The sequence below is a fragment of the Neobacillus thermocopriae genome (assembly GCF_010975035.1).
GTDB lineage: Bacteria > Bacillota > Bacilli > Bacillales > Cytobacillaceae > Neobacillus > Neobacillus thermocopriae.
Genome location: NZ_JAAIUV010000001.1, coordinates 41392 through 66645, shown reverse-complemented (window position 1 = coordinate 66645; position 25254 = coordinate 41392). Strand labels below are relative to the sequence as shown.

The 25254-nt window shown below is 38.1% G+C and carries 24 protein-coding genes and 1 other RNA gene; 17 read left to right on the top strand and 8 right to left on the bottom strand.

Annotated features, from left to right (window positions below; translation table 11 throughout):
• Nucleotides 1–50: 50 nt before the first annotated feature.
• On the bottom strand, nt 51–1022 hold the full coding sequence (locus G4Z05_RS00330) for a CgeB family protein (RefSeq protein WP_163249847.1): 972 nt from the start codon (nt 1020–1022) through the stop codon (nt 51–53).
• Between the two features lie 67 nt (nt 1023–1089).
• Complete coding sequence (locus tag G4Z05_RS00325; RefSeq protein ID WP_163249845.1) at nt 1090–1341, bottom strand: hypothetical protein; 252 nt, start codon at nt 1339–1341, stop codon at nt 1090–1092.
• Nucleotides 1342–1557: 216 nt separating this feature from the next.
• On the opposite strand from G4Z05_RS00325, the gene rpoN reads away from it, so the two are divergent.
• The 16 genes from rpoN to ssrA all read left to right on the top strand — a co-directional run bounded on the left by rpoN (nt 1558) and on the right by ssrA (nt 17820).
• A complete protein-coding gene (gene rpoN / locus G4Z05_RS00320) occupies nt 1558–2880 on the top strand; it encodes an RNA polymerase factor sigma-54 (protein WP_163249844.1) in 1323 nt (440 codons plus the stop codon).
• An 18-nt stretch (nt 2881–2898) separates the two neighbouring features.
• Nucleotides 2899–3162, top strand: coding sequence for a glutaredoxin family protein (locus tag G4Z05_RS00315; protein WP_163249842.1), 264 nt, complete (start codon nt 2899–2901; stop codon nt 3160–3162).
• Between the two features lie 126 nt (nt 3163–3288).
• Nucleotides 3289–4302: a sugar-binding transcriptional regulator gene (locus G4Z05_RS00310; protein WP_163249840.1), complete on the top strand. Its 1014-nt coding sequence runs from the start codon at nt 3289–3291 to the stop codon at nt 4300–4302.
• 81 nt (nt 4303–4383) lie between these two features.
• The gene (gap, locus tag G4Z05_RS00305; protein ID WP_163249838.1) at nt 4384–5391 is read left to right on the top strand and encodes a type I glyceraldehyde-3-phosphate dehydrogenase; all 1008 of its coding nucleotides are present in this window, start codon (nt 4384–4386) and stop codon (nt 5389–5391) included.
• A 184-nt stretch (nt 5392–5575) separates the two neighbouring features.
• Nucleotides 5576–6760: a phosphoglycerate kinase gene (locus tag G4Z05_RS00300; protein WP_163249836.1), complete on the top strand. Its 1185-nt coding sequence runs from the start codon at nt 5576–5578 to the stop codon at nt 6758–6760.
• 107 nt (nt 6761–6867) lie between these two features.
• Nucleotides 6868–7629, top strand: coding sequence for a triose-phosphate isomerase (gene tpiA / locus G4Z05_RS00295; protein ID WP_163249834.1), 762 nt, complete (start codon nt 6868–6870; stop codon nt 7627–7629).
• Nucleotides 7622–9154, top strand: a complete 1533-nt coding sequence (gene gpmI / locus G4Z05_RS00290; protein ID WP_163249832.1) for a 2,3-bisphosphoglycerate-independent phosphoglycerate mutase — start codon at nt 7622–7624, stop codon at nt 9152–9154. Before tpiA ends, gpmI begins: the two co-directional genes overlap by 8 nt.
• Nucleotides 9155–9296: 142 nt before the next feature.
• Nucleotides 9297–10595, top strand: a complete 1299-nt coding sequence (eno, locus tag G4Z05_RS00285) for a phosphopyruvate hydratase (protein WP_038537239.1) — start codon at nt 9297–9299, stop codon at nt 10593–10595.
• Between the two features lie 227 nt (nt 10596–10822).
• A complete protein-coding gene (locus tag G4Z05_RS00280; protein WP_144242968.1) occupies nt 10823–11545 on the top strand; it encodes a distant relative of cell wall-associated hydrolase-like protein in 723 nt (240 codons plus the stop codon).
• Nucleotides 11546–11622: 77 nt separating this feature from the next.
• Complete coding sequence (locus tag G4Z05_RS00275; protein ID WP_163183007.1) at nt 11623–12720, top strand: hypothetical protein; 1098 nt, start codon at nt 11623–11625, stop codon at nt 12718–12720.
• Nucleotide 12721: 1 nt separating this feature from the next.
• Nucleotides 12722–13063, top strand: coding sequence for a hypothetical protein (locus G4Z05_RS00270; protein ID WP_038537227.1), 342 nt, complete (start codon nt 12722–12724; stop codon nt 13061–13063).
• A gap of 100 nt (nt 13064–13163) precedes the next feature.
• Nucleotides 13164–13397 (top strand): preprotein translocase subunit SecG, encoded by a 234-nt coding sequence (secG, locus tag G4Z05_RS00265; protein ID WP_038537224.1) that lies wholly within the window; start codon nt 13164–13166, stop codon nt 13395–13397.
• A gap of 136 nt (nt 13398–13533) precedes the next feature.
• The gene (locus G4Z05_RS00260) at nt 13534–14280 is read left to right on the top strand and encodes an alpha/beta hydrolase (protein WP_038537222.1); all 747 of its coding nucleotides are present in this window, start codon (nt 13534–13536) and stop codon (nt 14278–14280) included.
• Between the two features lie 23 nt (nt 14281–14303).
• Nucleotides 14304–16646, top strand: coding sequence for a ribonuclease R (gene rnr / locus G4Z05_RS00255; RefSeq protein WP_163249830.1), 2343 nt, complete (start codon nt 14304–14306; stop codon nt 16644–16646).
• A gap of 223 nt (nt 16647–16869) precedes the next feature.
• A complete protein-coding gene (smpB, locus tag G4Z05_RS00250) occupies nt 16870–17337 on the top strand; it encodes an SsrA-binding protein SmpB (RefSeq protein ID WP_038537216.1) in 468 nt (155 codons plus the stop codon).
• Nucleotides 17338–17491: 154 nt separating this feature from the next.
• Nucleotides 17492–17820: a transfer-messenger RNA gene (gene ssrA / locus G4Z05_RS00245) on the top strand.
• A 493-nt stretch (nt 17821–18313) separates the two neighbouring features.
• On the opposite strand, the gene G4Z05_RS00240 is transcribed toward ssrA, so the two are convergent.
• From G4Z05_RS00240 to G4Z05_RS00215, 6 genes are all read right to left on the bottom strand, one after another.
• Nucleotides 18314–19465, bottom strand: a complete 1152-nt coding sequence (locus G4Z05_RS00240) for a Ger(x)C family spore germination protein (RefSeq protein ID WP_163249828.1) — start codon at nt 19463–19465, stop codon at nt 18314–18316.
• Nucleotides 19462–20985, bottom strand: coding sequence for a spore germination protein (locus G4Z05_RS00235; RefSeq protein WP_163249826.1), 1524 nt, complete (start codon nt 20983–20985; stop codon nt 19462–19464). Before G4Z05_RS00235 ends, G4Z05_RS00240 begins: the two co-directional genes overlap by 4 nt.
• Nucleotides 20975–22129, bottom strand: a complete 1155-nt coding sequence (locus G4Z05_RS00230) for a GerAB/ArcD/ProY family transporter (protein WP_163249824.1) — start codon at nt 22127–22129, stop codon at nt 20975–20977. Before G4Z05_RS00230 ends, G4Z05_RS00235 begins: the two co-directional genes overlap by 11 nt.
• A gap of 116 nt (nt 22130–22245) precedes the next feature.
• Nucleotides 22246–22920: a spore coat protein gene (locus tag G4Z05_RS00225; protein ID WP_163250116.1), complete on the bottom strand. Its 675-nt coding sequence runs from the start codon at nt 22918–22920 to the stop codon at nt 22246–22248.
• 139 nt (nt 22921–23059) lie between these two features.
• Complete coding sequence (locus G4Z05_RS00220) at nt 23060–23692, bottom strand: DUF2085 domain-containing protein (protein WP_163249822.1); 633 nt, start codon at nt 23690–23692, stop codon at nt 23060–23062.
• Between the two features lie 50 nt (nt 23693–23742).
• Nucleotides 23743–23967 (bottom strand): hypothetical protein, encoded by a 225-nt coding sequence (locus G4Z05_RS00215; RefSeq protein WP_163249820.1) that lies wholly within the window; start codon nt 23965–23967, stop codon nt 23743–23745.
• 313 nt (nt 23968–24280) lie between these two features.
• Between G4Z05_RS00215 and G4Z05_RS00210 the strand changes: the two genes are divergently transcribed.
• The gene (locus G4Z05_RS00210) at nt 24281–25252 is read left to right on the top strand and encodes a polysaccharide deacetylase family protein (protein ID WP_163249818.1); all 972 of its coding nucleotides are present in this window, start codon (nt 24281–24283) and stop codon (nt 25250–25252) included.
• Nucleotides 25253–25254 lie beyond the last annotated feature (2 nt).

The following is a 25254-nucleotide window of genomic DNA, read 5'->3' as shown; positions in this document are numbered from 1 at the left end:
TTTAGTCATAATAGCTCGTTAAAGATTCAGTTAGATGGTATCCTTGTATGTTATGAAACGGTTCCTTTCACTTGTTCAATAATATATTTCACTCGATGAACAAATGTGTGGTTCTTTAAGACACGGTTTCTTGCATTTTGGCTGTAATTTTTTCTTAAATCACTATTATGGATATATTGATTGAGTAAGTGCATAAACTCTTCCTTGTTGTTATAAGCAACGATCTCTTGTGATAGGTCAAATTGATGGTGTAGATCAGATTTTCTTTCCACTAGTTGAAACCCTTGACAAGCAGCAATATCAAATGTTCGATTGTTTATGCTTTGGCTTTCCACTAACAGGGAATTTTGGTTTTTTGGAAAATGAAATGGTCGATGAGGATTTAATATGATTTTGGAGTTGGAATAGATTTTTCTTACCATATCTGGTTTCAACCAATGGGGAAGAATCTTTAATTGGTCTATTTTTTTGGGAAAATACCTTTGCCAATTTGGCCCTACTAATAAAACAGTAAAGGAGGTATGGTTAAGAATTTGTTGAATAAGGTCTATCCTATTTGGATAGGGATAACCGACAAGACATATATCAAACAGTACGTGTTGATCTGCGTCTTCAGGGTAATATAAAGAAGTGTCTGTCCCTAATGGAAGATAATAAAGATTGCTAGTAGTATTCGTATTCTTATAATATTCGTAAGCCCCCTTATCAATCGTAAATACATAATGGTACTTGTCCAATAGTAGAACGGAACGATCAATATAATAGGGATCTTCTGTTAACCATATACAGAGTGCAATACCTTTCTCTTTTAAAGAATCTAATAATCGTTCATCTGTTTTATAACCTACAAAGGATAAAGCTATATCTGGTTGAAAATCGTTAACTTTGTTTATGCTTACGTCTGAATAGGTAGGGGGGATCGTCAAGATGGAATGGTTCAATGATTGAAAAGCTTTGATGATAGATTCCTCCAAATAGGGATAGACACCCAAAAAACCGGAGGAAATAAATAATATTTTCATCTTTTTTTCCTTATACCTTTTAGTATTTTGATTGATGGAGTTGTCCTTATTTAGAAAATGATTTTAGTTAGTCGTCATGATCAGTAACTGAAAAGTATTCAATATCATCGACACGAATGAATGTTAGTTGTTCTTCCATAAATGGTGACAGTGTATCTTGTTGAATAATTTTTGCTATACCATATTTTGTTATATCATCTAGCACTCCTTGAATAAGTTCACCATTTCTAGTTCTAATTGTAATGAAGCAGTCTTCATATTCTTTCAGTTCACGGTATAATCCATAGCAGAAATATTCATGTTTACATTTAGTAGCCATATTTCTCCCTCCTTCTTTATTTTTTAGAAAAAGAGATTCTTAAACCATTCCTCCTTTATATAAGAAATGCAATAATTCTTCATATTGCTTAGACAATCTAATTAATTTTAAAATAATTTATAGTGAAAAATCAGAAAAAAATGGGTGAGAATACTGGAATTAGTTATTACATAAATAATTTTAAAAGTGTAAAATATAATTTGAGGGGGAAGAACAATGAATTTGAAGGCGGGTTTATGGCAGCAGCAAACACTTAAACTAACGATGACCCAGGAACTGACTCAGGCAATTGCACTGCTGCAATATTCAGCGCAGGAGCTAGCAGCTTTTTTGGAGAATAAGGCACTTGAAAATCCCCTATTACAAATTGAACATGTGAATGTCCGTCCGATGAACCCACTAATTGATAGAAATCGTAGGAAACATGAAAAGGCGGAAAAAGACTGGATTGAACAGATTGCTGATAGACCATTTTCATGGGAAGAACAATTAATCTCGCAATTGAATCTTAAAAAATTACCGGCGGAGCAGTTAAAGGTCATTCGTCATCTTATAAATAATCTTGATGAAAACGGTTACTTTACCGGTGACTTAAATGAAATTGCCCAGAATCTCAATGTTCCAGTCGAACTTGTTGAGGATGGGCTGGCAGTCCTTCAAACACTAGAACCGGTAGGAATCGGGGCAAGAAATCTTCAAGAGTGCTTGCTCATTCAAATTGACTATGAATTTCCTGATAACGATTTAGCTAAAAAAATTGTCAACGATTATTTTGTTCCATTTGCAGAAAAGAAATGGAGGCCTATTGCAAAGGAACTTCAAGTGACACTTAAGGAGATACAAGAAATATTTGATCAAATCCAATTGTTAAATCCAAAGCCTGGGGCGATTTTAGGGAGAGAGGCTGCCGCTTACATTATTCCAGATGTTATTGTTGAACAAACGGACGAAGGGTGGATCGTCCGCATGTTTGATGATCCTATTCCAAAAATTAGCTTTAATGAATCTTATTTTCATAGATTTAAAGACAAGGACCGTCAAGTAAGCCGATTTTTGCAGGAGAAGGTTCAAGATTACCAGTGGATTATTAAAAGTATCGAACAGAGAAGAGAAACACTTACAAAGGTTGTCACAAAGATTGTCGAAAGGCAGTCGGCTTTTTTTCAAAAAGGCCCACAATATTTGGCACCAATGACAATGAAAGAAATTGCCGCTGAACTTGATATTCACGAATCTACCGTCAGCCGAGCCGTACGGGAAAAATATGTCCAAACACCGGTTGGGACCTTTACCTTAAAATCATTTTTCACAAGCACGATTCAAACAACGGCAGGAGATGAAACCACCTCCTCTACTCAAGTGAAAAATGCGATTAGAAAATTAATCGAAATGGAAAATAAACAAAAACCATTGTCTGATCAAGAAATTGCTGAGCAATTAAAAGCGATGGAGGGTATGGTAGTATCAAGGAGAACCATTGCTAAATACCGCGATCAGTTAGGCATCCCATCCTCAACGAAAAGAAAGAGATTTAATTAATAGTAAGGAGTCATGATCATGTCGCAAACAACGATTACATTATATACAAGAAGCCGTTGTCCTTTATGCGACAAGGCTAAAGCAGCACTTTTAGAACTGAAAGAAGAATGGGATTTTGAACTAGAAGAAATTGACATTGAAAGTAGTGACGAACTGACAGAAAAGTATGGCTTGATGATTCCAGTTGTTCATATTGAAGGGGAAGAAGTGGCATACGGTTTCGTTAATAAGTTTGAAATTGGTGAACGCTTACAAGAAAAAAAGGTGGGACATATTGGTTGAAATCCATTTTTCGCCCTGCTACAATAATATCTGTAGTCAGGGTGATTTTTTTTGGAACTAGCGGGACATAATATGTCTAGGGTGGACATTTTTTGACCATCAGCATATTATAAAGGAGAAAAACTTATGCAGTCATTCATCGATATTGCCAAAAGATTATTACCTGATTTCCTTCAAGTTTTGCAAAAAAGATACATGATACTGAAGTACATAGGATTTATGCAACCTGTAGGAAGAAGGAGTTTATCCGTGAGTCTAGGATTGACGGAAAGAGTTCTTCGTAGTGAAGTAGAATTCCTCAAAGAGCAGAATCTTATTTATACAAATAGTGTCGGCATGAGTTTAACACCCGAAGGAAAAAATTTACTAGAGGATCTGGAAGGGTTAATGCGTGAATGGAAGGGAATCGATGTTCTTGAGCTGGAATTAAAGCACCGGTTGGGAATTAAAAAGGTAATTATCGTCCCAGGAGACAGCGATGAGCAGCAGATGGTAAAAAGGGAACTTGGCAAAGCCTGTGCTATGCGAATGAAAAAATTGTTTACAGGGAAAGATATCATCGCAGTTACAGGCGGGTCAACGATGGCTGCTGTGGCAGAATGTCTGTCACCGGTATCAGAAGAAAATGAACTCTTGTTTGTCCCGGCGCGCGGTGGGTTTGGTGAAGATGTGCAAAATCAAGCCAATACGATTTGTGCAAACATGGCCAAAAACACCCAAACGAAAAATCGTGTTTTTTATGTCCCTGATCAGGTAAGTAAGGAAATCTATCATTCCTTGATTAAAGTTCCTGATATTCATGAGAATTTACAGCTCATTCGTTCAGCCAACATGGTGCTACATGGTATTGGGGATGCCATTAAGATGGCCGAACGAAGAAGAACAACACCCGACATTTTAGCGAAGTTAAAAGAGGGCCGGGCTGTTGGTGAAGCCTTTGGCTATTATTTTAATGAAGAAGGGGAGATTGTTCACAAGGTCTCCACGATTGGACTTCAGCTTGAAGACTTGGCACATATTCCAAATGTGATTGCGGTTGCTGGAGGATCCACTAAGGCGAAGGCGATCAAAGCCTATATGAAGCAAGCCCCATCACAAACGATTTTAATTACGGATGAAGGCGCAGCTAGGCTTCTGTAAGTGTTAGTCCACTTGTTTCATTGAAAGGGAATCCCCCTTTTAAAATATATTAATCCCTATCCAATTTAAGGAGGAATTATCATGACAGTTAAAGTTGGTATTAATGGTTTTGGACGTATTGGTCGTAATGTATTCCGTGCGGCATTAAAAAATAGTGATGTGGAAATCGTAGCAATCAACGATTTAACAGATGCTAACATGCTAGCCCACCTATTAAAATATGACAGTGTTCACGGTACACTTGAAGAAGATGTAACTGTTGACGGCGAATATCTAATTGTTGGCGGTCAAAAAGTGAAAGTTCTTGCTGAACGTGATCCTGCACAACTTGGTTGGGGCGAACTTGGTGTTGACGTGGTTGTTGAATCTACTGGCCGCTTCACAAAACGTGAAGATGCAGCAAAACATCTTGAAGCAGGTGCAAAGAAAGTTATTATCTCTGCTCCAGCTACGAACGAAGACATTACAATCGTTATGGGCGTTAACGAAGATAAATATGATCCAGCAAATCATCATGTAATTTCTAACGCATCTTGTACAACGAACTGCTTGGCTCCATTTGCAAAAGTATTAAATGATAAGTTCGGAATCAAGCGCGGTATGATGACAACTGTTCACTCTTATACTAACGATCAGCAAATTCTTGACCTACCGCACAAAGATTACCGTCGTGCTCGTGCTGCAGCAGAGAACATGATCCCAACATCTACTGGAGCAGCCAAAGCCGTTTCACTTGTACTTCCTGAATTAAAAGGAAAATTAAATGGTATGGCTATGCGTGTACCTACTAAGAACGTATCTATCGTAGACCTTGTTGCTGAATTAGAAAAAGAAGTAACAGTTGAAGAAGTGAATGCTGCACTAAAAGAAGCGGCAGAAGGTGAATTAAAAGGAATCTTAGCTTATAGCGAACTTCCACTAGTATCTAGTGATTACAATGGTTCAACTGCATCTTCTACTATTGATGCTCTATCTACAATGGTGATGGAAGGCAGCATGGTAAAAGTATTATCATGGTATGATAATGAAGTTGGATACTCTAACCGTGTTGTAGACCTAGTTGATTATATCGCTAAAAAAGGACTTTAATTCTTTCTGAAATTTTCATGTAAGTATTGGTGTCTTACCCACAATTTGTTTATAATGAGTAATGGTATGATGGGGAGCGGGGAGTTGTCAGCCCCCTCTCCTTTTTGCTGTTTATGCTTTTTTAAGCATACAGTTCCCATGGTGATTCTTTAAAATAGCCAGTACATAAGGAGGTCCTTTTTCGATGAACAAAAAGTCTGTAAGAGATGTCGATGTGAAGGGGAAACGCGTTTTTTGCCGGGTGGATTTTAACGTACCAATGCAAGACGGAAAAATTACGGACGACACTCGGATTCGTGCAGCGTTACCAACAATTCAGTATTTAATGGACCAAGGGGCAAAAGTCATTTTAGCAAGTCACTTAGGACGTCCAAAGGGGAAAGTAGTAGAGGAAATGCGTCTTACCCCTGTTGCTTTAAGGCTTTCTGAACTGCTTGGAAAAGAAGTAAAGAAGACAGAGGAAGCTTATGGTGAATCTGTCAAAGCGGTCATTGAAACAATGAATAATGGAGATGTTCTACTCCTTGAAAATGTCCGCTTCTATCCTGGAGAAGAGAAAAATGATCCGGAGCTTGCGAAGGCATTTGCAGAGCTAGCGGATATTTATGTGAATGACGCTTTTGGCGCCGCACACCGTGCACATGCGTCCACCGAAGGTATTGCTCATCACCTACCGGCTGTTTCCGGCTTTTTAATGGAAAAAGAGCTTGAAGTACTTGGAAAGGCACTTTCCAATCCAGAGCGTCCATTTACGGCCATCATTGGTGGAGCCAAAGTAAAGGACAAGATCGGTGTTATTGAAAATCTTCTCGAATTAGTCGATAACTTGATTATCGGAGGGGGCCTCGCTTATACATTTGTAAAAGCAAAAGGGCATGAAATTGGCAAATCCTTACTTGAAGAAGACAAAATTGATTTAGCAAATTCCTTTATGGAAAAAGCGAAGCAAAAAGGTGTTAATTTCTACATGCCGGTTGATGTCATTGTAGCAGATGATTTCTCTGAAAATGCTAATACAAAGGCAGTTTCTATTGAAGAAATCCCTGCTGATTGGGAAGCACTAGATATTGGACCAAAAACACGAGAAATTTATCGTGATGTGATCCAAAAATCAAAACTTGTCATTTGGAATGGCCCAATGGGCGTATTCGAAATCGATAAGTTTGCCGGCGGAACAAAAGCGGTTGCCGAGGCACTGGCTGAGGCGGAGGACACTTACTCTGTTATTGGCGGTGGCGATTCTGCAGCAGCGGTTGAAAAATTTGGTTTAGGAGAAAAAATGAACCACATTTCTACTGGTGGTGGCGCTTCTCTTGAATTTATGGAAGGAAAAGCTCTGCCAGGTGTTGTGGCATTAAACGATAAATAATAAGAAGCGGGAATTATTACATCCCGCACCGCTTCGCATGAAAGAGCGGGATCCGTTTTTTTCCGTTCCTTCATGCGTTATACTCCACCATGAAAGGATGTTCCAGCATGCGTAAACCGATTATTGCAGGTAACTGGAAAATGCATAAAACGCTCTCTGAAGCGAAGAGCTTTGCGGAAGAAGTAAAGGGGCTTGTACCTGATGCGGACAAAGTGGATTCCGTTATTTGTGCCCCTGCATTATTCTTACAAAGTCTTGTAGAAACGACAAAAGGCAGCAATGTGAAAATTGGTGCACAAAACATGCACTTTGAAGAAAAAGGTGCTTTTACTGGTGAGATCAGCCCAGTAGCCCTTGCTGACCTAGGTGTTCAATTTGTGATTATCGGACACTCTGAGCGCCGTGAAATGTTTAATGAAACCGATGAATCCGTCAACAAAAAGGTGCTTGCAGCATTCAAACATGGTTTAACTCCTATTGTTTGTTGTGGTGAAACATTAGAGCAACGTGAACAAGGTGAAACAATGAACCTTGTCGCTTCACAAATTGAAAAAGCATTGAACGGATTAACTGAAGAACAAGCGAAACAAACGGTTATTGCTTACGAGCCAATCTGGGCTATCGGAACAGGTAAATCTTCGACAGCTGCTGATGCTAATGAGGTTTGTGCTCATATTCGCCAAGTTGTAGCGAAAGCATTTTCTGAAGATGTGGCTGCAGCCATTCGTATTCAATACGGTGGTAGCGTTAAACCTGAAAATATTAAAGAATACATGGCACAACCGGATATTGACGGCGCATTAGTCGGCGGAGCGAGCCTTGAGCCACAATCATTCTTACAATTATTGGGGGCGGGACAAAATGAGTAAAGCTCCTGTTGCCCTTATCATTCTGGATGGTTTTGGTTGCCGGTCTGAGCAAAAAGGGAATGCGGTTGCTCAGGCGAAAAAGCCAAATTTCGACCGGTACTGGAACACCTATCCACATACCCATTTAACAGCTTGCGGAGAAGCCGTTGGTCTACCAGAAGGACAAATGGGGAACTCGGAAGTAGGGCATTTAAACATCGGTGCTGGCCGGATTGTGTATCAAAGCTTAACACGCGTGAACATTGCAATCCGTGAAGGAGAATTTGAAAAAAATGAAACCTTCCTTGGGGCAATGGAGCATGTAAAGAAACATGGCACTAGCCTTCATTTATTCGGGTTATTATCAGATGGCGGAGTACATAGCCACATTAACCATTTGTTTGCTCTTTTAAAGCTTGCAAAAGAGGAAGGCGTAGAGAAAGTTTATGTTCATGCGTTCCTTGACGGCCGTGATGTTGGCCCGCAAACAGCACCAACATATATTCAGCAAACACTGGATAAAATGAAGGAGTATGGAGTAGGCGAATTTGCCACTATTTCGGGCCGTTATTATTCCATGGACCGTGACAAACGCTGGGAGCGTGTTGAAAAATCCTACCGTGCCATGGTTTACGGCGAAGGGCCAACTTATACAAATCCATTAGAGGTAGTGGAGGATTCCTACGCTCACGGCATTTTTGATGAATTCGTCATTCCATCGGTAATGGTAAAAGAGAATGGTGAACCGGTTGCGACAATTAAAGATAATGATGCGGTGATTTTCTATAATTTCCGTCCTGACCGTGCCATTCAGATTTCAAACACATTTACGAACAAGGACTTCCGTTCCTTTGACCGTGGACCAAAGCATCCGAACCATTTATTTTTCGTTTGCTTAACTCATTTCAGTGAAACCGTTGATGGGTATGTTGCCTTTAAACCAACCAACCTCGATAATACATTAGGGGAAGTCTTGTCACAAAATCAATTAAAGCAATTACGTATTGCCGAAACAGAAAAATATCCTCATGTAACATTCTTTATGAGTGGTGGACGTGAGGAGAAATTCCCTGGCGAGGAACGCATTTTGATCAATTCACCGAAAGTACCGACTTATGATCTGAAACCTGAAATGAGTGCCTACGAGGTAACAGATGCACTGCTTTCAGAAATTGCCCAAGACAAGTTTGATGCTATCATCTTAAACTATGCTAATCCAGATATGGTCGGTCATTCCGGAATGCTTGAGCCAACCATCAAAGCGGTTGAAGCGGTGGATGAGTGTTTAGGAAAAGTGGTAGATGCGATTCTAGAAAAAGGTGGTATCGCGATTATTACTGCCGACCACGGGAATGCAGATGAAGTAGTGACCCTTGATGGAAAACCAATGACAGCTCATACAACCAATCCTGTACCAGTGATTATCACGAAACCAGGTCTTGAGCTACGTGAAGATGGAATCTTAGGAGATTTAGCTCCAACCATGCTAGACTTACTGAATCTTGAACAGCCTGCTGAAATGACTGGAAAATCTTTAATTAAGTAATGATTGATCTGCTTTGTAGCGGAATTCGATAATCAAGTGAGAAAAACGGAAAAATCGGTTGCTTAAAGTAATCTTTCAAATCGAGTGATGATTCCGTCCAAATGAACCTTTAAAAACAAATTTGTTAAGGAGAGATGAAAAAATGCCATTTATTGTTGATGTATATGCACGTGAAGTATTAGATTCCCGCGGTAACCCTACAGTTGAGGTAGAAGTATTTACAGAATCAGGTGCCTTTGGCCGTGCTTTAGTACCAAGCGGTGCATCTACTGGTGAATATGAAGCGGTTGAACTTCGTGATGGAAACAAAGAGCGCTACCTTGGAAAAGGTGTTCTAAAAGCAGTTGAAAATGTAAATAACATTATTGCACCAATGCTTGTAGAAGATGGCTATAGCGTTCTTGATCAAGTAGCTGTCGATAAAGCGTTAATCGAATTAGACGGAACTGAAAATAAAGGAAAATTAGGGGCAAACGCAATTCTTGGTGTTTCCATGGCCGTTGCTCATGCAGCAGCAAACTATTTAGATATTCCATTATATCAATACCTAGGTGGCGTAAACTCTAAACAACTTCCAGTACCAATGATGAACATCCTTAACGGTGGTGCGCACGCTGACAACAACGTGGATATCCAAGAATTCATGATTATGCCTGTTGGTGCACCAAGCTTTAAAGAAGCACTTCGTATGGGCGCGGAAATTTTCCATAGCTTAAAATCTGTTCTAAAAGGCAAAGGCCTTAATACAGCTGTTGGTGACGAAGGTGGCTTTGCTCCAAACTTAGGTTCAAACGAAGAAGCACTACAAACTATTATCGAAGCGATTGAAAAAGCTGGTTACAAACCAGGCGAAGAAGTTATGCTTGCTATGGACGTTGCATCTTCTGAGCTTTACAACAAAGAAGACGGTAAATACCACCTTGCTGGAGAAGGCAAAGTGAAAACTTCAGAAGAAATGGTTGCATGGTATGAAGAGTTAGTAAACAAATACCCAATCATTTCCATTGAAGACGGATTAGATGAAAACGACTGGGAAGGCCACAAGTTATTAACAGAACGTATTGGTAAAAAAGTTCAATTAGTTGGTGACGACCTATTCGTTACAAATACGAAAAAACTTGCTGAAGGTATCGAAAAAGGCGTTGGTAACTCCATCCTTATCAAAGTTAACCAAATCGGTACTCTTACAGAAACATTTGATGCAATCGAAATGGCGAAACGCGCTGGCTATACGGCAGTTATTTCACACCGCTCTGGTGAAACGGAAGACAACACAATCGCTGACATTGCAGTAGCAACGAACGCTGGTCAAATCAAAACGGGTGCGCCATCTCGTACAGACCGTGTGGCGAAATACAATCAATTACTACGTATTGAAGACCAACTTGGTGAAACAGCTCAATACAATGGAATTAAATCTTTTTACAACTTAAAAAAATAATGGAATGAATATAATAAAAGGCATCCATCCCTAGGGATTGGGTGCCTTTTTCAATTTTGTTAAGGCAATTTTTTTATTTCCCCACTTGTTTGGGGAAAGTTGGTGTAAATGATTGATGAGGTTATCTAATTTTCCAGGGTTTAAAAATTTTCCCAACTTAGACAATAAAGGGGACTAAATAAACTTATAGAATTTTTTATGTGTATCCAAAATTAGGGGGGATGAAAATGCGGTTAAAAAGGTTTTTAGCATCAACGAGTTGTACATTAATGTTATTAGGAGGAGTAGGAGGTGTAGTAGAGGCTTCAACTAATGGAAGCAGTGAGCAGGAAGAGATCAAGATTGAACTTGAACAAAAAATTCCAGAAACTGAAGCCTTGAGAGAAAAAACCAAAACTGAGAAGGTAAATCTAAAAAAAGTTGAGAAAGAGCTTAAATGGATGAAGAAACATGCTCCTGAAAAATATGAGCAGGTTATGAACTCCAGTGATACAGTACAAGGTGAATATTCGACACTTTCTTCTAGTAATGCTCTTGGAACCAACGGAGATATTCTAATTACTTATGATAATAAAACTTCTGGATGGAATCATGGCCACGCTGCCATAGTTAGATGGGATAATTCCTATGTAATTGAAGCTTGGCCAAATGCTGGTGTTAGATATTATACTAACAATTGGAAGTCTCGTTTTACCACTTGGAAAGGATTATGGGTATCAGGTGCCGATGGCGCAGATTATGACTATGCAGAGTATTATGCGAGATTACAGCATGGCGATCCTTATAGTGTTGCATATGGGAAGTATCAAGATTCTTACTGGTATTGTTCTTTATTAGTTTGGAAAGCATGGTATCAAGCTGGATTTGATCTTGACGATGATGGTGGTGTTCTTGTGACACCAGGTGATATTGACCAGGATTCACAGACAATTACATTTGCTTCTCGATAAATTTATTTGTATTTTCTTATAATAAGAGCATAATAGTTTAATTTTATGCTCTTATTATTTTCAATGGGAGTGATTACATGAATTTACGATTTAAGAAATTATATATATATATTAGCATTTTTATTGTATTATTTTTTTTTTCATACTTTATTGTCAAAAAAGTGGGATACTTTAATAATCAAACAGATGAGCCGGTATATCAGAGTATGAATATAGAAGAGAAGTTTTTTGACCAAACCAGTAATGGAATTGTTCCCAATGATTTACTTCTTCTTTACTCCCATCCTTTTAATAAAAAATCATATCTATTAAAAACCAAAGAAAAACAAATTGAACATGAAGTTTTAATTGAAGAAAATGGATTATTTTACATTGATGAAAATAGTAATAATAAAAATATTATTTTATGGTCAAATCTTGGCAATTCTCTATTTGAAATTGAACAGGATGGGTATAAGCAAAATAAGGTCGAAATTGGGCAACCTTTAAACTTTATTGTAAAGGAGAAAGACATAGAGATATTATCATTGAATACTAGTACCACAGAAAACTCTATTTTAATTAATATTAGGGGGGAACAGTTTAAATTAATATTTAAACCATTAATAATTAATGCAACCCATGATGAGCAATATATTTATTTATTTGGTGACATTATTGAGGAAGAAAGATCAGTGGTTTATGTTATAAGTAAAAGTTCAAAGCAGGTTATTAAAGAAATTCCTATTAAACAAAATCACGCTAGTGACATGCTGATTTTTAATAATAATTTAGTTATTTCAACTGAAAAAAGGCTAACTATAATTGAGAAAGAGTCCTTTAATGTTGATTATATTGATATAAATAATAAATTATTATCATTTGACCAGCTACATACCTATCATAATAAGCTTTTTGTTAGTTATTATGATAAAGGATATACAGGACTTGTTATATTGGACGAAAATTTTAAGGTACTTAAATATAAAACTTTTAATTTTCCTTATATGAGGGCTAAATTTAATGGAACTTATTTGTATGTTATGTCGCAGGTAACTACGAGTTATAATAAGACGGGACATGGAATAATTGGGGTATTTAATATTGAAAAATTTAAAAAAATTGGACAACTCAAAACACCTGAAAAGGAACACAAGCTTCAAGACTTTTTTATTTTAAAAAAAGGGGATAATTAGTATGGGTCCAACATTAGATACATGGATTTGGGTTATATATTATGGATTTTTCTTTATAACGTTTATAGCCGCGATAGTTGCCAGTGTTGAAAATCTAATTAAACGAAGATATTCGGTCATGACAATTTTATTAATACCTATATTTATAGTGATGGTTGCATTAAATAGTATGAATCGATTAGACCAAAATGAGTGGGAATATTGGTTGACGTCCTTACTTCGTGGGGAATTATGGTCTTGGATATGTTTATTGATGATCCTGTATATCTTTTTTTGGTGGATGTTAATGATCCAATGGCGATTCAATAAAAAGGATAAGGAAATAAAGAACCGTAGTATGTGAGAACAAAAAACTGTCTACCAATACTCGTGTATTGTGAAACCGGTTAGAATATGGTAAATTTAAAATAATGTTTATTGTACGTTCTAGGAGGTGGCCTTTCATGCATACATTATTAATTACCTTATTAGTCATTATAAGTGTTGCATTAATCATTATAGTCTTACTTCAATCAGGTAAAAGCGCTGGTTTATCCGGTGCCATTTCCGGCGGGGCAGAAACCCTTTTTGGTAAGCAAAAAGCGCGGGGAATCGATCTAATATTGCATCGTATTACGATCGTGTTAGCGGTATTGTTCTTCTTGCTTACACTTGCGGTTACGTATTTCGAAATTTAATCATAAAGAGTCAAAACCTGGCCAATAACGCTAGGTTTTTTATTTTGCCTCATAATAAGGCGTTTTAATGGAATGTTCATATCTGGTTTGCTTAAACTAAGGAATAGTGAGATTTTTGGATTAAAGGAGTTTTATTATGAAGATAGCAATGCCAAAACCATTTACTTTTGAAGGAGGAAGTCGTGCGGTGTTATTACTGCACGGTTTTACTGGAAATTCCTCAGACGTTCGGATGCTAGGCCGTTTTCTTGAAAAAAAAGGCTACACTTGCCATGCGCCACATTATAAGGGGCATGGTGTACCGCCAGAGGAGCTTGTTCATACCGGCCCTGAAGACTGGTGGCAAGATGTCATGGAAGGATACCAATTTTTAAAAAATAAGGGCCATGAAGAAATTGCAGTGGCTGGTCTTTCTCTAGGTGGCGTATTTTCTTTGAAATTGGGTTACACTGTTCCTATAAAGGGAATTGTAACCATGTGTGCGCCAATGCATATTAAAAGTGAAGAAGTCATGTACCAAGGTGTGCTTCAATATGCCCGGGAATTTAAAAAGCGGGAAGGAAAATCGGACGAACAAATCGAAAAGGAAATGAACGAGTTTAAAAAAACGCCAATGAATACGTTAAAAGCGCTCCAAGATTTAATTGCGGAGGTTCGTGATAATGTCGATATGATTTATGCACCAACCTTCGTCGTACAAGCTCGTCACGATCACATGATTAACACGGAAAGCGCCAATATTATTTATGAAAATATTGAATCTACGATGAAGGAAATCAAATGGTATGAACAATCCGGTCATGTCATCACACTGGATAAAGAAAAGGAGCAGCTACACGAGGATATATATGCCTTTTTAGAAAAGCTGGATTGGCGTGAATAAAATCCTGAAAAGGAGGGATTAACTTGGAAAATAATATTCAAAAGCATGTCGATCGCCTTTTGCAGTATATGAAGGACGAGGCATACAAACCATTGACCGTTCAAGAATTAGAAGAAGCTTTTGGCATTCAGGATTCGGCTGATTTTAAAGATTTTGTCAAAGCGCTTGTACAAATGGAAGAGAAGGGTTTGGTCGTACGGACACGTGCTAACCGCTATGGTTTGCCTGAAAAAATGAACTTAATTCGTGGCAAATTAACAGGACATGCGAAAGGATTTGCGTTTGTTGTTCCAGATGAGCCAGGAATGGATGATATATTTATTCCCCCAACAGAAACAAATAATGCCATGCATGGGGATACTGTTTTAGTCCGTGTTTCATCTGAAAGTACTGGCCAGCGCCGCGAAGGAAGCATCATCCGAATTATTGAGCGCGGCATCCAACAAATTGTTGGGACGTATGTGGAAAGCAAAAATTTTGGCTTTGTCATACCTGATGATAAAAAATTTTCAAGCGATATTTTTATTCCGAAAAATGCTTCTAAAGGAGCCGTTGAAGGTCATAAAGTCGTTGTCAAGCTTACCTCTTATCCAGAGGGAAGAAAAAGTGCCGAGGGGGAAGTCATTTCGATTCTTGGGCACAAAAATGACCCAGGTGTCGACATCCTTTCCGTCATACATAAACACGGTTTGCCGCTTTCGTTTCCAGATGATGTACTAGAGCAGGCGAACCAGGTGCCTGATACCATTGATGAAAGTGAATTGGCCAACCGCCGCGATCTCCGAAATGAGATCATAGTAACGATTGACGGTGCCGATGCCAAGGATTTGGACGATGCGGTTACGGTTTCAAAGTTGGATAACGGCAACTACAAACTGGGCGTACATATTGCGGATGTTAGCTATTATGTAAAAGAAGGAACTCCGATTGATAGGGAGGCGGCAGAGCGGGCGACAAGTGTTTATTTGGTAGACCGGGTGATTCCGATGATCCCTCATCGGTTATCCAATGGGATCTGTTCGTTAAATCCAAAGGTGGACCGATTGGTGTTATCCTGTGAAATGGAAATTAATCCAGACGGCCAAGTAGTATCACACGAAATTTTTCAAAGTGTGATTAAAACAACCGAACGGATGACGTATCATGATGTAAACCGAATCCTTGTCGATAAAGATGAAGAGACCCGTGCAAGATATGAGTCGCTTGTCCCTATGTTTGAATTAATGGAGGAACTGGCATCCATTCTCCGCCAAAAACGTATGAAGCGTGGTGCGATTGATTTCGATTTTAAAGAATCAAAGGTCTTAGTGGATGAAGAAGGAAAACCGACCGACGTCATCCTGCGCGAACGTTCTGTAGCGGAACGGCTGATTGAGGAATTCATGCTAGTGGCGAACGAAACAGTCGCAGAGCATTTCCATTGGATGGATGTGCCTTTCATTTATCGTATACACGAAGATCCGAAAGAAGACAAACTGAGGAAGTTTTTTGAGTTTATCACCAACTTTGGCTACATTGTAAAAGGAACGGCCAATAACGTACATCCACGGGCACTTCAGGAAATTATTGAAGAGGTGCAAGGTAAACCAGAGGAGATGGTTGTATCAACGGTAATGCTGCGTTCCATGCAGCAGGCAAAATATGATCCGGAAAGTTTGGGACATTTTGGGTTATCAACCCAGTTTTATACCCACTTTACCTCACCGATTCGCCGCTATCCGGATACGATCGTTCATCGGTTAATTCGCACCTATATTATTGAAGGTAAGCTAGATGAAGAAACACGAGCGAAATGGAACGCTCAGCTTCCAGCCATTGCGGAACATTCATCTAAAATGGAACGCCGTGCCGTGGAAGCCGAACGGGAAACAGATGAATTGAAAAAAGCGGAATTTATGGCCGATAAGATTGGTGAAGTTTACGATGGTATTATCAGCTCTGTGACCAATTTTGGGATGTTTGTCGAACTTCCGAATACAATTGAAGGTCTCGTGCATGTTAGCTATATGACAGATGATTATTACCGATTTGATGAGCGTCATTATGCGATGATTGGTGAGCGGACGGGAAATGTATTCCGAATTGGAGATGAAATTACTGTTCGTGTGGTAAATGTCAACAAAGACGAACGCTCCATTGATTTTGAAATCGTTGGTATGAAAGGAAGCCGCCGCAGGAATAGACCAGATGTGCCGAAGGTCATTAAAACAGGTAGTGATACAAGCAAGCCGCGCCGAAATAAGCAGGGCGCTCGTAACCAAGAAGGCCAACACAAATCGGGCAATGGTAGTAAATCCAAAAAGAAACGCAAATTTTACGAGAACGTTCCAAAATCTAAAAGCACTAAACGAAAAAAACGTCGATAATAATGGAGGGCCAGCTTGCAGGCTCTCTTTTGTTGTTAAGGGTAGGACTGAAAAGCAAACAAGGATTATGTGTTAGAAATCAAAATGGTTAGTTATTTGAGACAAAATGCTAGGATAGAAAATGTCTCTACAACAGCAACCGTTCTCTATCAACTAACTAATTAAAATCATTGTTCTAAAATGACCATTCTGTTAAAATGGACACGTAAACGAGGTGAACATCATGCCAAAAGGTGAAGGAAAAGTAATCGCCCAAAATAAAAAGGCATACCATGATTATTTTATCGAGGAAACATACGAAGCTGGCATTGTCCTTCAAGGAACTGAAATCAAGTCGATTCGCGCAGGTAAAGTGAACTTGAAAGATTCTTATGCCCGAATTCACAATGGAGAAGTATTCCTTATTGGTATGCATATCAGTCCGTATGAACAAGGGAACCGTTACAACCATGATCCATTAAGAGACCGCAAGCTATTGTTGCATAAACGTGAAATTCTGAAACTGTATGGTGATACAAGAGAAGCAGGTTACTCTTTAGTTCCATTAAAACTTTATTTAAAAAATGGTTTTTGCAAAGTCTTGCTTGGTCTTGCCAAAGGTAAAAAGAATTACGACAAACGCGAAGCCTTAAAGCAAAAAGAAGCGAAACGTGAAATCGAGCGTGCTTTCCGCGAGCGTCAAAAAATGTAAGTGATACGTTTGGTGTTTCTTACAGATACTTACAATTGAAAAATATCGATGATGTTGTTATAATAAAATTGTCGCTAAGATGAGTGACATAAACTTAGCTCAATCACTTCTTGCCAGTTTCCGAAAACGTCTTTAATTTTTATCATGGGGACGCTACGGATTCGACAGGGGTAGTTCGAGCTTAAGTTGCGAGTCGAGGGGATCGGCCTCGTAAAAACGTCAAAGCCAATAACTGGCAACAAACAACTTTCTTTAGCTGCCTAATTTAACGCAGCTGTTCGCCCCTCCATTGCCTGTGTGGTAGGGTAGCGGACTCATTAATAGCAGGCTACGCCGGATTCCACCGCCTGAGGATGAAGGAAGAGAACAATCAGGCTAGCTGATCGGACGCCTGTCGATAGGCAAAAGACTCAGCGAAATTGAATATATCGACTACACTCGTAGAAGCTTAAGTGGCGATATCTTTGGACGCGGGTTCGATTAGTAATTAGTCGCCTTATGTGGTAACACATAAGTGAAAATCCGGCTTTATCGGTGAAACCTAAGTCACTTGAAATAAGTGATATGGCAATGCCGAGCGGTATGTGGAGAAATCCAACAGCCGTGTATCGACTCATAGGCTGCCACGAAAAGGTGGTAGTACTAGGATGCGAAATTTCTACCTATAAGGTAAATTTATGTTTCGCATAATACGCCGGAGGACCTGTTCATGTACAGGTTCAAGATATAGTCAGTGCCATTGCGAAAGCATGGAAACACACGTCCCGCCGTCTCCACCATACATAAAGAAATCATTTGATCGAAATAGAGAAAGGAACCATAAATTTATGGTTCCTTTTATTTTAGAAAATTGTAACTTTAAAATTACTTGATTGCTCAATCTTAGTTCCTCATATATATAAATTATTTAATTTTACACCTGACCCATTAGTTTTTCAGTTATACACTGCTGGCCAGGGCGCTTTCACTTTTCTGATTACTTTTCTAATGTAGGTAATTCTCGTTGTTTACCACCATGATTCAAGCTTATTTTGACTTTCAATTGACGAATGGTATCTTTTTTTAAAGGGATTTTTCCGCCTTGCTGCACCTTTTTCCAAGCTTTCACGTTTTTGCGATATGCCGTTTCTGATAAATGATAAATATCTATATCCTTGGCAAGGGCCTGTTCATAGGTATATAAAATTTCCTTTTTTAACTCTTTTTCAATTAAAGATGAAAGAGTGGATAGTGGGATAGGTTTGACAATATGGTCAACAACAGCATTGGCTTTCACAGTGATATCAAATTGAATCTCTTCTCCTTTGATAACGGGCTTAATTTTTGCCTTCGCATCTGTAACTAACATATCAATGGTTGAATCCTTATATTTTACTGTCACTCCTCCTCTTTTCATCTCATTACTCATCCACATAAGGCCTTTCACGCTTTTACCAGTGAAATAACCTTTTATATTATCTTTGGTCACAACCGCAACTCCATCCATACTAATGGAATCATGGCGTTTAACATTGGTTAGCCAATTATTGTTATTGACACTAATAAGTGGTATATTCGCTTCATGTCCCGGTTCATGAATCCAAATAAGTAATTGTCTAAAATCGACTGGCTCAATTAAGGAAAATTGTTCATAGGATGCTGTAGGGTCACTTATTTTAGAATAGCCAGTGGACATTCCAAGCATCGGAATGTTTTTAAATATTCTAGAAAGTGGATCTTTCGTGACATATACCCAAATTCGGTAACTTGTCTCACGGTAACGGTCGAGTATATCAACGACAGACATGATTCCACCATGTTTCATTGCATCTTCACTAAAAATAAGAAAGGAAAGATGGCCCCAAAATATACGTCTTTGGGTACTACGGTATAAGTTAAAGACGGCTTCGTCCACGGTTTTTCCCTTTGCATGACCTACTTCGACTTTTACTTCGGAACTACTGCCTACTACCTCGTTTTTTGCCAATAATCCCAAATTTATGATTTGTAAATAGGCGATATAGTCCCCATCTTTATAATCAATTCCCATTCCATATACATAAACCATCCGTTCTGGCTCATTCGTATCCCAACATCCGCTTAAAGGTAATATTGATAATAATATCACTAGAATTTTTCTCAACTTCATTCATGATTTCCCCCTTCTCTAGTGGGGTCCTTTGGTTTTGTATTAAGCGGTCTTGTCTTATTTTTTCTTTCTGGCATGCGAATAAACGTTTTCAATACATTAGAGCTATCTGTTCTAGAAGCAAATCCTAAATAAGGAACACCGAAAATTCGGATATTCGCCATATAGATACCAACGAGAAAAATGGATAAGAAAAATCCAAAAAAGCCGAAGGACGATACAAAAATAACGACAATAAAACGAACTAAGGAAATGGTCCCAGCTAAAGATTGGTTTAATAAAGTAAAGGTAGCAATAGTCGAACCTGCAATGACAACCAAGGTTGCCGGACTTGATAACCCCGCCCTGATGGCTGCATCTCCAATGATTAACCCGCCAATGACACTTAATGTTTGCCCGATAGCCATGGGGAGACGCATACCAGCTTCTCTAAATACCTCAAATAACAAAAGCATTAAAAGAACTTCAGCAGCGGTGGAAAGTGGAACACCTCTTCGAGACTCCACAATGGTTGCTAAAAAGGTAAGTGGAATCTGATTTTGATGAAAAGAGGTCATGGCTACCCATAATCCAGGAAGAAATGCGGCAACAGAAACGGCCACAATTCGCATAATTCGTTGAAAGGAATTAAAGGCATACGAGAATTCTTTATCTTCCCCACTTTTTAAAAGAAAAAACAAATTAATGGGTGTAATATAAGCATAAGCGACTCCATCAATCAAAATAATAAATCGACCGTTTAAGAGTGATTGCGCAGCATAATCCGGTCTTCCTGTATAGACATAGCGCGGGAACAAGTTGTAAGGATTATTGTTGATCAGTTCTTCCAATTGGGTGCCGCTAAAGAGTCCATCAATATCTATGGCTGATATTTTATCCTTAATTTGCTGAAGGATTTCTTTATCCGCTATATCATCCATATGTAATATAGCGACATTTGTTTTTGTTCTTCTCCCTACTTCCAACGTATCTATCATAAGTGAAGTCGTTTTTAGCCGTTTTCTTATTAGCGCAATATTAACCGTTATATCTTCAATAAAGTTGTCCCGTGGTCCTAAAATCGCCACTTCCGTTTTTGTTTCTTCTGGTTTTCGTTCTGGTCGCTCAGAAATATCAATTGAAAACACTCTTTCCTCAAAACTGAAGGATAAAAATAATTTTCCTGCAAACAGTTCGGTAATAGCCTGTTCCTCTGTTTCAAGGATGCTAATGGTGGGAAGATGTAGCTTTTCTAAAATATCCCTTTTTGTCGGTTGTTTGTTCGCCTGAGAAAAGAAGGTTTCCAAACGGTTAGGAATGGTCATGTATAGAAAGTCACTATTAATTAATCCCGTACAATAAATTAGCGTCACCTTATAAGGTTCAAAGTAAAAGGGGACAAACTTCACATCACTACTATGATTAAATAACTCTCGAAGCCTTTTTTCATTTGGGTAATTGGGCAGGGAATTTGTTTCTTGATTGAATTCAACATCTGGTATCCCATGCCTGTTATTGGAGTTATGCTTATTAAAATGCATTTTTTGACGCTCCTTTTCTTTTTGACAACCATGCTACAATGACTACAAGTAACAATAATAAACTAAAAGAAGCCCAAAACATGGTCGGCAGAAAAACCTTATTTACCAATATAGAAAATTTCAAATCACTAATTGGGATCATAGTTAAACCGATTGCGATAGCAACAAGACTGAGTAAAAAAATGTTTTCAGACTTTCGTTTTTTAAACGTAAATACTTCCCTAGTCATAAATAATAAGAAAGATAATCGAATAAATATACCTGCAAGCCATTGATAGATGGATAAGAAATCGACATGTTCCACAAAGTGTCCAAGATAAACAAGCCCCCATTGTTCATATGCAGGGAATCTTTGATTTGCTGCTTCCTCTACACCAAATTCTGTAATTGCCCCAATGGCAGGTCCTAAAGTTAAACTGGCTAATATGATTGAGATGATCGCAAAATGTTTGAATTTAAATGGCGTTTTGATTTTATGCTGAATAAAAAGGAAGAAAATTAACTCGATCATTCCGGAAGCTGGGTATACCATGCTTTTTAGAACAGGAGAAAATCCATGTTCTAAAATAGGCGTTAAAAGCTTATAATTTTTTACTTGCAAATTAGCAAATGCAACAAAAAATCCTAGAAGAATAATAATGAACAGTAAAATGTAATTAAGTGAAATAATGGTACGAAGGCTTGTAACTGCAAGGAGACTGCAGATTATGCACAGAATCAAAGTCAAAACAAAGGAAGGTGTTTCTGGCATAAAAACAATTTTTACCCAATCAATGGTTTCCTTTAAGGAAAGTGAGAGTAATAAAACTAAATAAATGATGACAATCAGTCCAATGAAAACGGATAATGATTTTCCTGCACGAGAGCGAAGCCATTCAAAAAGGGACTCATTTCTGAGCTTCTTCCGAATATACAAAAAAAGGGGAATCACCCCAAATGTTAAAAGAAAAATGATGATTACACCGATCCAGGCATCACGACCTGCCGTTTGAATTAATGGAGAAATAATAAAGACGTGGTTATTAAAACCGATGACCGTCATTAATAAAAATATTAATTGAAGCGATGTAATGGAATCTGACTTATTAATAATTCTCGCCTCCTTATAGAATATTTCTAGTGATTCTGCTATTAAATTTTCCATAAAAATCTTAAAGTATGTATCAATCATTTGGTTTGGAAAGAAAGAGGCACAATTAGAGAGGATGAACAAGAAAAATACAAAAAGCTGCCCCTTCTTAGAAAGAAGAGGCAGTTTTATTAATGAGGCAATTGATTGTTTTGATTCAATGGTTGATTCATGTTCATACCAGTCGCTTGAGGCATTCCTTGGGCTGGCGCATAGGCATTCATCATTGCCGTCATATCCTCTTGTGCAAGCTGTGGAACTTGGTAATAGTGATGCTTGTTCATATAAATAGAAAGTTCATAGCCCATTTCAATACAGTTTGGTATAGAGTCGGCTAGTACGCGACGAACAACGGGATTGGTCGTTTCCAACGCAGCCATTGTCTTTGCCGTAGCTCCTGCTTTACAGTGAGCAAGCATGGAGCTGGCAATAAATTCGTCGGAAATCTCCATCATGTTTTGCATTGGTTTTTTCGGTTGAGAAGGTTTCATACCATAAACAAAATCATTATCTTGTTTCATTTTATAGCTCTGGGTAGGTACGGTTGGGTCCTGTCCTGTCTTAAAGCATTCTAGAGTGGTGTTATATTCTTGTTGCATAAATTGATATTGTCGGGTTAGGATATCACGTAATTCAGGATCTTTTACATACTGCATATACATCAAATAATGGTTCATTGTTTCAATGGAACCAGATAACACCTCATGCACATCAAACATTTCATGACCGCCATGATTCATTTGCTGCGGTACTGCTCCAGTATGCATATTTTGGTGCATTTGTCCTGGCTGGTTTTGATTTTGCATCATCATGATCTCCTCCATCATTTATTAGTTGGCATAACCATCATTATTTTGTATCAAGGATCGATCATTATTCATAAAATCGGAGGAAGGAGAGGATGATGGAGAATCAGTGACCAAATTTTATATGAAGGAATGGATTTTAAGAAATTATGATCTGGTGTAAAGTGGAGAGAATCAGAAGAAAAAAGAAGCTACTTAAAACAGAAAGTACCCACTTTCCCTTCTGGATACCAATGGTTGTGAAGAAAAGAGAAGTAAGTAAACTAAACCACATCATAATTGTTAATAGGATGAGGATGTTTATGATGCCATATGAAAACAATCCTGCATAAACCAATCCCCCGATGAGGAGGCTTATGAGTGTGGGGGCAAGAATGTCTAAGTTTCCTCTTATGACTGGAACGGAATTTTGCTTTAGTGATTTTTCGGAAAGGAGGGGGTAGATGAAAAATGGAAGTACTAATCCAAAGCAAATTCCAGTGATCAAACGACGGACATTATCGCTATTAAATAGATGAGCATAAGAACCTAAACCATCGATGATCAATGGCAACATAAATAATAGAAGAAAAAAACTCATTTTGATGGTTGGAATAGTAATGGAAGTTTTCCTTTTCACTATAAATAAATATAGGCATGTTGATAAGATTCCTATGTAAATCCCTGTGCAGCGAGCACAAACGGATAATGGTTTTTCAGACACAAGGAGTGATCGCTCCTCCAGTTGATGACAGATAGCCCTTCCCAGAAAATGCATGATCTCCTCAAGCAAGAGTATCACTCCTTTGTCAAAATAAACTTAAGATTTTATTTTCATCTTCATTAATACCCGGTCATGAATGTCGGGGCAATAGAAAATGTGGATAATGCAATCCAGCAGATACAACTGAAGACCATAGACACAATACTAATAATTAAACAGGTTCGACCGGTGATTTTCTTCTCTAAATCTTGTTGATCATTCATCCAAATAATCCCAATAATAAGACCGACAATTGGTATGAAAAACGATAAAATGTAAAGTAATGCTTTAAGTCCTCCTGACAATTGGCTTACACCCCCAAAGTTAGGATAACAGCACGGAATTTTTTGATTTGAAAATCCATACTAAGTGATATGTATGTCGACTTATTATAAAATTTGCCTGTCTTCTTTTTGGAAATTTTTGAGTGATTTCTTTCCAAATTTTATAAAATATACGTTACAATAAGAAGAGAGAATTGTAGGAACTTGTCTAACAATCTATGAATCTGACATATTTTTTAATAGAATTGTAATATTTTTGATAGAAAAGTAACATTTTTTGGTTGAAATCGTCTATAATGAAAAAAGAAATAAATCATCGAAGAGGGAATAAAGAATGAGGAGAAAAAATCGGAGAAGAAAGGCATTTATTTTCTATATTGTATTTGGGCTAATGTTTGCAGCCATTTTTGTGATGAATTATTTTCAAGCAAATGCTCAAAACAATTCTTCCAATCAAACAAATAATAAATCTATTAGTCATGAAAAGCTTTCTCAACAGGTAAAAGGGGATAAACAAGAGAAAGAAATGACTCAGAAGCAGTTAGAAAAAGCAACGGCTTGGAGAAATGAGCAAGAGAAAAATAAAAAGCTTGATTCCACTTCAGAAAAAACTGCTGCAGCACAACCTGCTACCACTACTCCTTCTACAACATCGAATCAGGAAACCAATTCAAATGCATCACATTCTCAAGCAACAACACAAGAGAATAATGAAAAAACCGTTTATCTTACATTTGATGACGGGCCTGCGGCATTTTCCGGTGAAATTATCGACCTATTAGAACAATATCAGTTTGATGCAACGTTTTTTCTGATTGACGGGAATATTAGAAGATATCCTGATGCAGTGAAACTGATGGTTGAATCTGGCTCAACGGTTGGTCTGCATAGTGTATCTCATGATAAAGATTTATTTTATGCATCTGCTAGCTCAGTATTAGGCGAATTAGAACAAAATCGTCAGACGTTATTTGAAATATCTGGTATTAATTCGTTTTTAATGAGAACTCCATATGGTAGTGTCCCACATATGAAAGAGGAATATAAACAAAAAGTGAAGGACAAAGGATATATCATGTGGGATTGGAATATCGACAGCAAAGACTGGTATTATAAAGATGGAAGATATGTCGATACAGTTATCCAGCAAATAGAGGCAAAAGGCGATAAAGGTGGACCGATCGTTATCCTTCTTCATGAGAGAAAAGAGACGCTAAAACATTTGCCTCGTCTGCTTGACTATTTAGCTGCAAAAGGATATGTAGGGAAAGCTATTGACCCTTCTATGGAACCTGTCCAATTTTAACC

Excerpts from the sequence above, each read along its gene's own strand:
- G4Z05_RS00330 (WP_163249847.1), bottom strand. The coding sequence starts at position 1,022 with ATGAAAATATTATTTATTTCCTCCGGTTTTTTGGGTGTCTATCCCTAT.
- G4Z05_RS00325 (WP_163249845.1), bottom strand. The coding sequence starts at position 1,341 with ATGGCTACTAAATGTAAACATGAATATTTCTGCTATGGATTATACCGT.
- rpoN (WP_163249844.1), top strand. The coding sequence starts at position 1,558 with ATGAATTTGAAGGCGGGTTTATGGCAGCAGCAAACACTTAAACTAACG.
- G4Z05_RS00315 (WP_163249842.1), top strand. The coding sequence starts at position 2,899 with ATGTCGCAAACAACGATTACATTATATACAAGAAGCCGTTGTCCTTTA.
- G4Z05_RS00310 (WP_163249840.1), top strand. The coding sequence starts at position 3,289 with ATGCAGTCATTCATCGATATTGCCAAAAGATTATTACCTGATTTCCTT.
- gap (WP_163249838.1), top strand. The coding sequence starts at position 4,384 with ATGACAGTTAAAGTTGGTATTAATGGTTTTGGACGTATTGGTCGTAAT.
- G4Z05_RS00300 (WP_163249836.1), top strand. The coding sequence starts at position 5,576 with ATGAACAAAAAGTCTGTAAGAGATGTCGATGTGAAGGGGAAACGCGTT.
- tpiA (WP_163249834.1), top strand. The coding sequence starts at position 6,868 with ATGCGTAAACCGATTATTGCAGGTAACTGGAAAATGCATAAAACGCTC.
- gpmI (WP_163249832.1), top strand. The coding sequence starts at position 7,622 with ATGAGTAAAGCTCCTGTTGCCCTTATCATTCTGGATGGTTTTGGTTGC.
- eno (WP_038537239.1), top strand. The coding sequence starts at position 9,297 with ATGCCATTTATTGTTGATGTATATGCACGTGAAGTATTAGATTCCCGC.
- G4Z05_RS00280 (WP_144242968.1), top strand. The coding sequence starts at position 10,823 with ATGCGGTTAAAAAGGTTTTTAGCATCAACGAGTTGTACATTAATGTTA.
- G4Z05_RS00275 (WP_163183007.1), top strand. The coding sequence starts at position 11,623 with ATGAATTTACGATTTAAGAAATTATATATATATATTAGCATTTTTATT.
- G4Z05_RS00270 (WP_038537227.1), top strand. The coding sequence starts at position 12,722 with ATGGGTCCAACATTAGATACATGGATTTGGGTTATATATTATGGATTT.
- secG (WP_038537224.1), top strand. The coding sequence starts at position 13,164 with ATGCATACATTATTAATTACCTTATTAGTCATTATAAGTGTTGCATTA.
- G4Z05_RS00260 (WP_038537222.1), top strand. The coding sequence starts at position 13,534 with ATGAAGATAGCAATGCCAAAACCATTTACTTTTGAAGGAGGAAGTCGT.
- smpB (WP_038537216.1), top strand. The coding sequence starts at position 16,870 with ATGCCAAAAGGTGAAGGAAAAGTAATCGCCCAAAATAAAAAGGCATAC.
- G4Z05_RS00240 (WP_163249828.1), bottom strand. The coding sequence starts at position 19,465 with ATGAAGTTGAGAAAAATTCTAGTGATATTATTATCAATATTACCTTTA.
- G4Z05_RS00235 (WP_163249826.1), bottom strand. The coding sequence starts at position 20,985 with ATGCATTTTAATAAGCATAACTCCAATAACAGGCATGGGATACCAGAT.
- G4Z05_RS00230 (WP_163249824.1), bottom strand. The coding sequence starts at position 22,129 with ATGGAAAATTTAATAGCAGAATCACTAGAAATATTCTATAAGGAGGCG.
- G4Z05_RS00225 (WP_163250116.1), bottom strand. The coding sequence starts at position 22,920 with ATGCAAAATCAAAACCAGCCAGGACAAATGCACCAAAATATGCATACT.
- G4Z05_RS00210 (WP_163249818.1), top strand. The coding sequence starts at position 24,281 with ATGAGGAGAAAAAATCGGAGAAGAAAGGCATTTATTTTCTATATTGTA.